Origin of the sequence: Pseudomonas sp. xss_4 (assembly GCF_043104125.1) — a bacterium.
Classification (GTDB): Bacteria; Pseudomonadota; Gammaproteobacteria; order Pseudomonadales; family Pseudomonadaceae; genus Aquipseudomonas; species Aquipseudomonas parafulva_B.
In genome coordinates this window covers 204,144-210,568 of record NZ_JBICKJ010000090.1, presented here as the reverse complement: position 1 = coordinate 210,568, position 6,425 = coordinate 204,144, and the positions used below count along the sequence as shown (strand labels likewise).

At 62.4% G+C, this 6,425-nt stretch carries 6 protein-coding genes; 1 reads left to right on the top strand and 5 read right to left on the bottom strand.

Translation table 11 applies throughout. The features are described 5' to 3' along the window. From ACF8GB_RS20075 to ACF8GB_RS20055, 5 genes are all read right to left on the bottom strand, one after another. A partial coding sequence (locus ACF8GB_RS20075; RefSeq protein WP_392527517.1) for a type II toxin-antitoxin system death-on-curing family toxin occupies positions 1–180 on the bottom strand: 180 nt, incomplete at its 3' end. 555 nt (positions 181–735) lie between these two features. Continuing rightward, positions 736–2,313, bottom strand: coding sequence for a glutamine-hydrolyzing GMP synthase (gene guaA / locus ACF8GB_RS20070; protein ID WP_058604467.1), 1,578 nt, complete (start codon positions 2,311–2,313; stop codon positions 736–738). A 110-nt stretch (positions 2,314–2,423) separates the two neighbouring features. Further along, positions 2,424–3,893, bottom strand: coding sequence for an IMP dehydrogenase (gene guaB / locus ACF8GB_RS20065; RefSeq protein ID WP_058604466.1), 1,470 nt, complete (start codon positions 3,891–3,893; stop codon positions 2,424–2,426). 134 nt (positions 3,894–4,027) lie between these two features. Continuing rightward, entirely contained in the window at positions 4,028–4,579 is a 552-nt protein-coding gene (locus ACF8GB_RS20060; protein ID WP_078479025.1) for a sugar ABC transporter ATPase, read from the bottom strand. Between the two features lie 47 nt (positions 4,580–4,626). Beyond that, positions 4,627–5,388 carry a sulfite exporter TauE/SafE family protein gene (locus ACF8GB_RS20055; protein ID WP_058638593.1) on the bottom strand — a complete coding sequence of 254 codons (762 nt, stop codon included), beginning with the start codon at positions 5,386–5,388 and terminating at the stop codon, positions 4,627–4,629. 100 nt (positions 5,389–5,488) lie between these two features. On the opposite strand from ACF8GB_RS20055, the gene ACF8GB_RS20050 reads away from it, so the two are divergent. Then, a complete protein-coding gene (locus tag ACF8GB_RS20050) occupies positions 5,489–6,424 on the top strand; it encodes a LysR family transcriptional regulator (RefSeq protein ID WP_392527516.1) in 936 nt (311 codons plus the stop codon). Position 6,425 lies beyond the last annotated feature (1 nt).

Below are 6,425 nucleotides of genomic sequence, written 5' to 3'. Positions count from 1 at the left end.
GAGCGAAAGGTACTCCAAGCCGACTGCAAGCCCGGTGCGCTTGTTCGCATCAGGCAGTGCGTGGCCTTGCGCGATGCTGGCAGTGTACTTGGCGGCAATTTCAAACACATCGTCAAGGCCATTATACGCGATAGCATTATCGATTCTTGCCAGCGCGCCTTGCAAAATCGGAATATTCACCGCCCCCCTTCATGTCGGGCTCGGCAGTCAAGATTTGAGTATTTATTTCAATAACACGCTCAAATGGAAAGAAGATCAATTCCATTACATATCAGCCAACTTCTGAAAGGTCTTCTTGTGAGTCCTGAGAACGAGTTTGGTTTCTGAATAAACGATCTGCTTACCCAAGTCGCCACCCAAGTCCAGCTTCTTGATAGCTTTAACTTTAGGCCTCTTTACTATGGATACGCCATAGATGTCCAGCTTGTGGCTCATGACTTTAGTACCCCAAACGGTTCGATTATCTTCTGCCCTTACGGTAGCGCACTGGAAGGCAAGATACACCGAGCTGCCTATTGCGTGTGCGGCGCTTGCCCATCAGCTAGCCCAGCCTGATCCGGCCTGGTGGTTTCACCAATAGATTCAAAAAATGCCTCGCATCTTAGCCTTGAGGCTGCGACCGTGTTGGGCAGCCTTTACACGCATGTGCCAATTTAGGGCGGTGACGAATGCAAAACGCCCGCAACTTAGCGGGCGTTTCTGTTAGTTAGCGCAGGCCCCATAGCGGGCGTAGGCTCACTCCCACTCAATCGTTGCCGGCGGCTTGCTCGACACGTCGTAGGTCACCCGCGAGATACCGTCGATCTCGTTGATGATGCGGCCACTGACGGTTTCCAGCAGTTCGTAAGGCAGATGAGCCCAGCGAGCGGTCATGAAGTCCACGGTCTCGACGGCGCGCAGGGCCACGACCCATGCATAGCGACGGCCGTCGCCCACGACGCCAACCGACTTGACCGGCTGGAACACCACGAAGGCCTGGCTGGTCTTGTGGTACCAATCAGCCTTGCGCAGTTCTTCGATGAAGATGTGGTCCGCGCGACGCAGGATGTCGGCGTACTCTTTCTTCACTTCACCCAGGATGCGCACACCCAGGCCCGGGCCTGGGAACGGGTGGCGGTAGACCATGTCGTAAGGCAGGCCGAGCTCCAGACCGATCTTGCGCACTTCGTCCTTGAACAGCTCACGCAGCGGTTCGACCAGCTTGAGGTTCATTTCCTCCGGCAGGCCACCGACGTTGTGGTGGGACTTGATCACGTGGGCCTTGCCGCTCTTGGCGCCGGCCGATTCGATCACGTCCGGGTAGATGGTGCCCTGGGCGAGGAACTGGATGTTCGGCAGCTTGCTGGCCTCGGCATCGAAGATGTCGATGAAGGTGCGGCCGATGATCTTGCGCTTCTTCTCCGGGTCGGCTTCGCCGGCCAGGTTGTCGAGGAACTGCTTTTCAGCGTCGGCACGGATCACCTTGACGCCCATGTTCTCCTTGAACATGGCCATCACCTGGTCACCCTCGTGCAGGCGCAGCAGGCCGTTGTCGACGAAGACGCAGGTCAGCTGGTCGCCGATGGCCCGGTGCAAGAGGGCCGCGACCACCGAGCTGTCCACGCCGCCGGAGAGGCCCAGCAGGACGTTGGCCGAACCCACTTGCTCACGCACCTGGGCGATGGCGTCCTCGACGATGTTGGACGGGGTCCACAGGGCTTCACAGCCGCAGATGTCCTGCACGAAACGGGACAGGATGCGACCGCCCTGCTTGGTGTGGGTCACTTCCGGATGGAACTGCACGCCGTAGTAGCCGCGGGTGTCATCGAACATGCCGGCGATCGGGCAGCTCGGGGTGCTGGCCAGTACGTGGAAACCGGTCGGCAGCTGGGTGACCTTGTCACCGTGGCTCATCCACACGTCCAGGCCCAGTACGCCGTCGGCGTCGATATGGTCCTCGATGCCGTCGAGCAGGCGGCTCTTGCCGACCACGTCAACGCGGGCATATCCGAACTCACGCAGGTCCGACCCTTCGACCTTGCCGCCCATCTGTTCGGACATGGTCTGCATGCCGTAGCAGATGCCCAGCACAGGCACATTCAGGTCGAACACGGCCTGGGGTGCACGGGGGCTGTTGGCTTCGTGAACCGACTCGGGGCCACCGGCGAGGATGATGCCGCGCGGGTTGAATTCGCGGATCGCTTCATCGTCCATGTCGAACGGGTGCAGTTCGCAGTACACGCCGATCTCGCGCACGCGGCGGGCGATCAGCTGGGTGTACTGGGAGCCGAAATCGAGGATGAGGATCCGGTGAGCGTGAATATCGAGGGCCATGGGGAATCTCTGATTCAGCTGCGAGCTTGAAGCTGCAAGCTGCAAGTTGATCGGGGAAAACGCAGTGGCTGCGCGAACGCAGCCACCGTCTGGAGCTTACCGCTGAGCTATCAGCCAACCCGGTAGTTGGGGGCTTCTTTGGTGATCTGCACGTCGTGAACGTGGGATTCGGCCATGCCGGCGCCCGTGATGCGCACGAACTCCGGCTTGGTGCGCATCTCGTCGATGGTGGCACTGCCGGTGTAGCCCATGGACGAACGCAGGCCGCCCATCAGCTGGTGAATGATCGCAGCCAGTGCGCCTTTGTACGGCACACGGCCTTCGATACCTTCGGGGACCAGCTTCTCGGCACCGGCCGAGGAGTCCTGGAAGTAACGGTCGGAGGAGCCTTGCGACTGCGCCATGGCGCCCAGCGAACCCATGCCACGGTAGGCCTTGTAGGAGCGGCCCTGGAACAGTTCGACTTCGCCCGGGGCTTCTTCGGTACCGGCGAACATCGAACCCATCATCACGCAACTGGCACCGGCGACGATGGCCTTGGACAGGTCACCAGAGAAGCGGATACCGCCGTCGGCGATCAGTGGCACACCGGTGCCTTCCAGGGCAGCGGCGACGTTGGCGATGGCGCTGATCTGCGGCACGCCGACGCCGGCTACGATACGGGTGGTGCAGATCGAGCCAGGGCCGATACCGACCTTGACCGCATCAGCGCCCGCCTCGGCCAAGGCCTTGGCAGCAGCGCCGGTGGCGATGTTGCCGCCAATCACCTGCACCTGCGGGTAGGTTTGCTTGACCCAGCGCACGCGCTCGATCACGCCTTTGGAGTGCCCGTGAGCGGTGTCGACCACGACCACGTCAACGCCAGCGGCTACCAGGGCGGCAACACGCTCGCCGGTGTCCTTGCCGGTGCCGACCGCTGCGCCAACGCGCAGACGACCCTGGTCGTCCTTGCTGGCCAGTGGGTAAGCCTTGGCCTTCTCGATGTCCTTGACGGTCATCATGCCCTTGAGGCTGAAGTGCTCGTCGACGATCAGCACTTTCTCGAGGCGGTGCTTGTGCAGCAGCTCGCGCACCTCGTTCTTGTCCGCGCCCTCGCGGACGGTGACCAGGCGTTCCTTGGGCGTCATCACTTCGCGGACCTTGGCGTCCAGGCGGCTTTCGAAGCGCACGTCGCGGGAGGTCACGATACCGACCAGGTCACCGTTTTCCAGCACGGGCACGCCGGAAATGTTGTTCAGGCGCGTCAGGTCGAACAGGTCGCGCACGGTGGCGTCGGCCTCGATGGTGATCGGGTCCTTGACCACGCCAGCCTCGAACTTCTTGACCTTGCGCACTTCGCCGGCCTGCTGCTCGATGGTCATGTTCTTGTGGATGATGCCGATGCCGCCTTCCTGAGCCATGGCGATGGCCAGGCGCGCTTCAGTGACGGTGTCCATGGCAGCGGAGACCAGCGGGATGTTCAGCTCGATGCCACGGGTCAAACGGGTCTTGAGACTGACTTCATTGGGCAGTACCTCGGAATAACCAGGTACAAGGAGAATATCGTCGAAGGTCAGGGCTTCTTGGCTGATACGCAACATCGCGGGGGCTCCCGGGCGGGAAAAATGGAAGCGCGCCATTATACTCATGCGTGCCCTGCCACTCAATGTAAATCAAGCCTGAAGTTACAAGTGGCCGTTGCCGCCCTGCGCACCAAAGCCCTGCTCAGCCCTCGTCAGGCGAGCCGGACCTGCACCACGGCCACTGGTTGGTCCAGCCAGTCGGCGAAGCTGTCGATGAAGGCCTGGGTGAACCCGGCATCGCCCCAGTTGTTGAAGATGAAGCCCAGGTTGGAGAAGGCGCAGGGTTGCAGGAACAAAAAACCGTTGATGTCGTCTTCGAACCCGCACAGCGGGCAGGTGAAGTTGTCACTGACCCCGGGCATCCACTCTTCCAGGCTATCGAACAACGGCTCGCCCACTTCCCGCCGGCACTGCGGGCAGCCCGCCTCTTCCTTGAAGCCTTCGGTGGGCGTATAGATGCAGCGCTTGAGCATCACCTCAAGGCCGTTGACCGGCGTATCGAAGGGCAGTTTTTCGGGGTGCAGCGCCACTTGGCGGGCACCTGGCCCAAGGGCATGGGCCATACGGTTGCCGGTACGCCCGCAGGTGGTCAGCTGCTCTTGCACGATCTTTTCGCGGACCAGCCAGCGCAGGATGGCGCGGGCGCGGGCCTCGTGCACCGGGACGGTGGACTGCCTGGGAACGATGATGCTTTGGGTATTCATGAGCGGACAAGCCTTGGATCGGGTAGTCGGCCAATTCTAACCCCTGCTCAAGCGCTCACATAGCGAGCGATGAGCGCCAGGCCGCTGGCCAACACCAACCAGGTGACCAACCGGACGAAGGCCTCGCGTGACAGCCTGTGCGTGAGCCTGCGCCCAGCCCATAGACCGATGACCATCACCGGCAGCAGGCAGGCCGCCATCAGCAGCAGTTGTCGATCGGCGTAGACACCGGCAACAAGGAACAGCGTCAGGCGCACCAAGGTGCTGCAACTGATCAACGCGCTCTGGGTGGCGCGTACCTGCTCCTTGTCGGGCAGGCGAGCGCTCAGGTAAAGGGCGTAGAGAAACCCGCCGCTGCCGAACAAGGCGCCGAACAACCCGCCCACGGTACCCATCGGTGCCGCCCACCACCCGGCAAGCGACGCCGGGCGTACTTTCAGCGCCAGGCTATAGAGGGCATAGGCCGTGATGAACAGGCCCATCAGCAGCATCAGCAGGTCCGACTTGAGCTGCAGCAGGAACGCAACGCCCAGGGTGCACCCCAGCGCCATGAACGGCAGCAGGCGCAGCAGTTCGCCCCGTACCACATCGCGCCGTGAGGGCAACAGGTTGCCGAACGCCGCTACGAAATCGAGTAACACCAGCAAGGGAATGATCTGCGACAGCGGCATGAAATGGATCAGCACCGGGCCTGCCACCAACGCCGTGCCGAAGCCGGCGATGCCGAACACCACATAGGCCGCCGCGGTACCCAACACGATGGGTAGCCAGTCGAGCCCCGAGAACGGTATAGCGAGGTCAGCGAGCATTGGCGCATTGTCCTTGAAGGTTCAGCGCACCATAACCAAACCCGCGCTATCCCGGCTAATATGCAATCTCGCCCTGATCCATCTCGAAATGGCATCGCTCATGATCTCGACCCGCCAGCTGCGTTACTTCGTGGAAATCGCCGAATGTGGCAGCTTCAGCGCCGCCGCCGAACGACTGTATGTCGCCCAGTCCGCCCTCAGTCGCCAGGTGCGCGAGCTCGAACTGCAGCTGGACACCGCGTTGTTCGAGCGCACGGCCAGGTTGCCTCGCCTGACCGATGCGGGCCGGGCGTTCCTGCCGCGCGCGCGCAACCTGCTGCTGGACCTGGACAAGGCTGGCGAGCTGGCCCGAGCCGTCGGCCAGGGCCTGTGCGGCAGCCTGAACATCAGCCACTCCAGCACGGTGCCGCTGACCGGTCGGCTGCTCGAGCACCTGGGTGATTACCTGCGGACAAACCCTGATGTGAGCATGGAGATCGCCCAGTTGTCCTCCGAAGGGCAGCTTGCAGCACTGGCCGAAGGTCGCCTGGACATCGGGCTGCTGAGGCTGCCGGTGCTGCGCCAGCACGATGGGTTGAGCATCGAGCCGTTGTTCGAAGAGCCCCTGCTGTTGGCGCTCGCCCCTACCCATGAACTGGCGGAGCGTGATTGCATTGCCTTGGCGGAGCTTTCCAGCCAGCCGTTCATCTCCATTCCCCACCACCAACGCGGTGGCCTGAGCTACCTGTCTGCCGAGCTGTGCATGGCGGCGGGGTTCTTTCCCCAGCCTGCGCGGGTGGTGTCGCGCAAGACCACCCAGTTGCAGCTGATCCAGGCGGGGTTCGGGGTGGCCTTGCTGCCACGCTGCATGCAGGACATCGCCCCTCCGGCGCTGCGGTTCATCCCGCTGATGGACCCCGGCTGCGTCAGCACCGTCGCCATCGCCCACCGCCGCGATGCCGGGCCACTGGTGAGTCAGTTCATCGAGCACATGACCTGCGCAGCGTCGGCAATCGGTACGCCAGGGCAGGCACCGGCGACCCAGGCCAGCTCCTGAT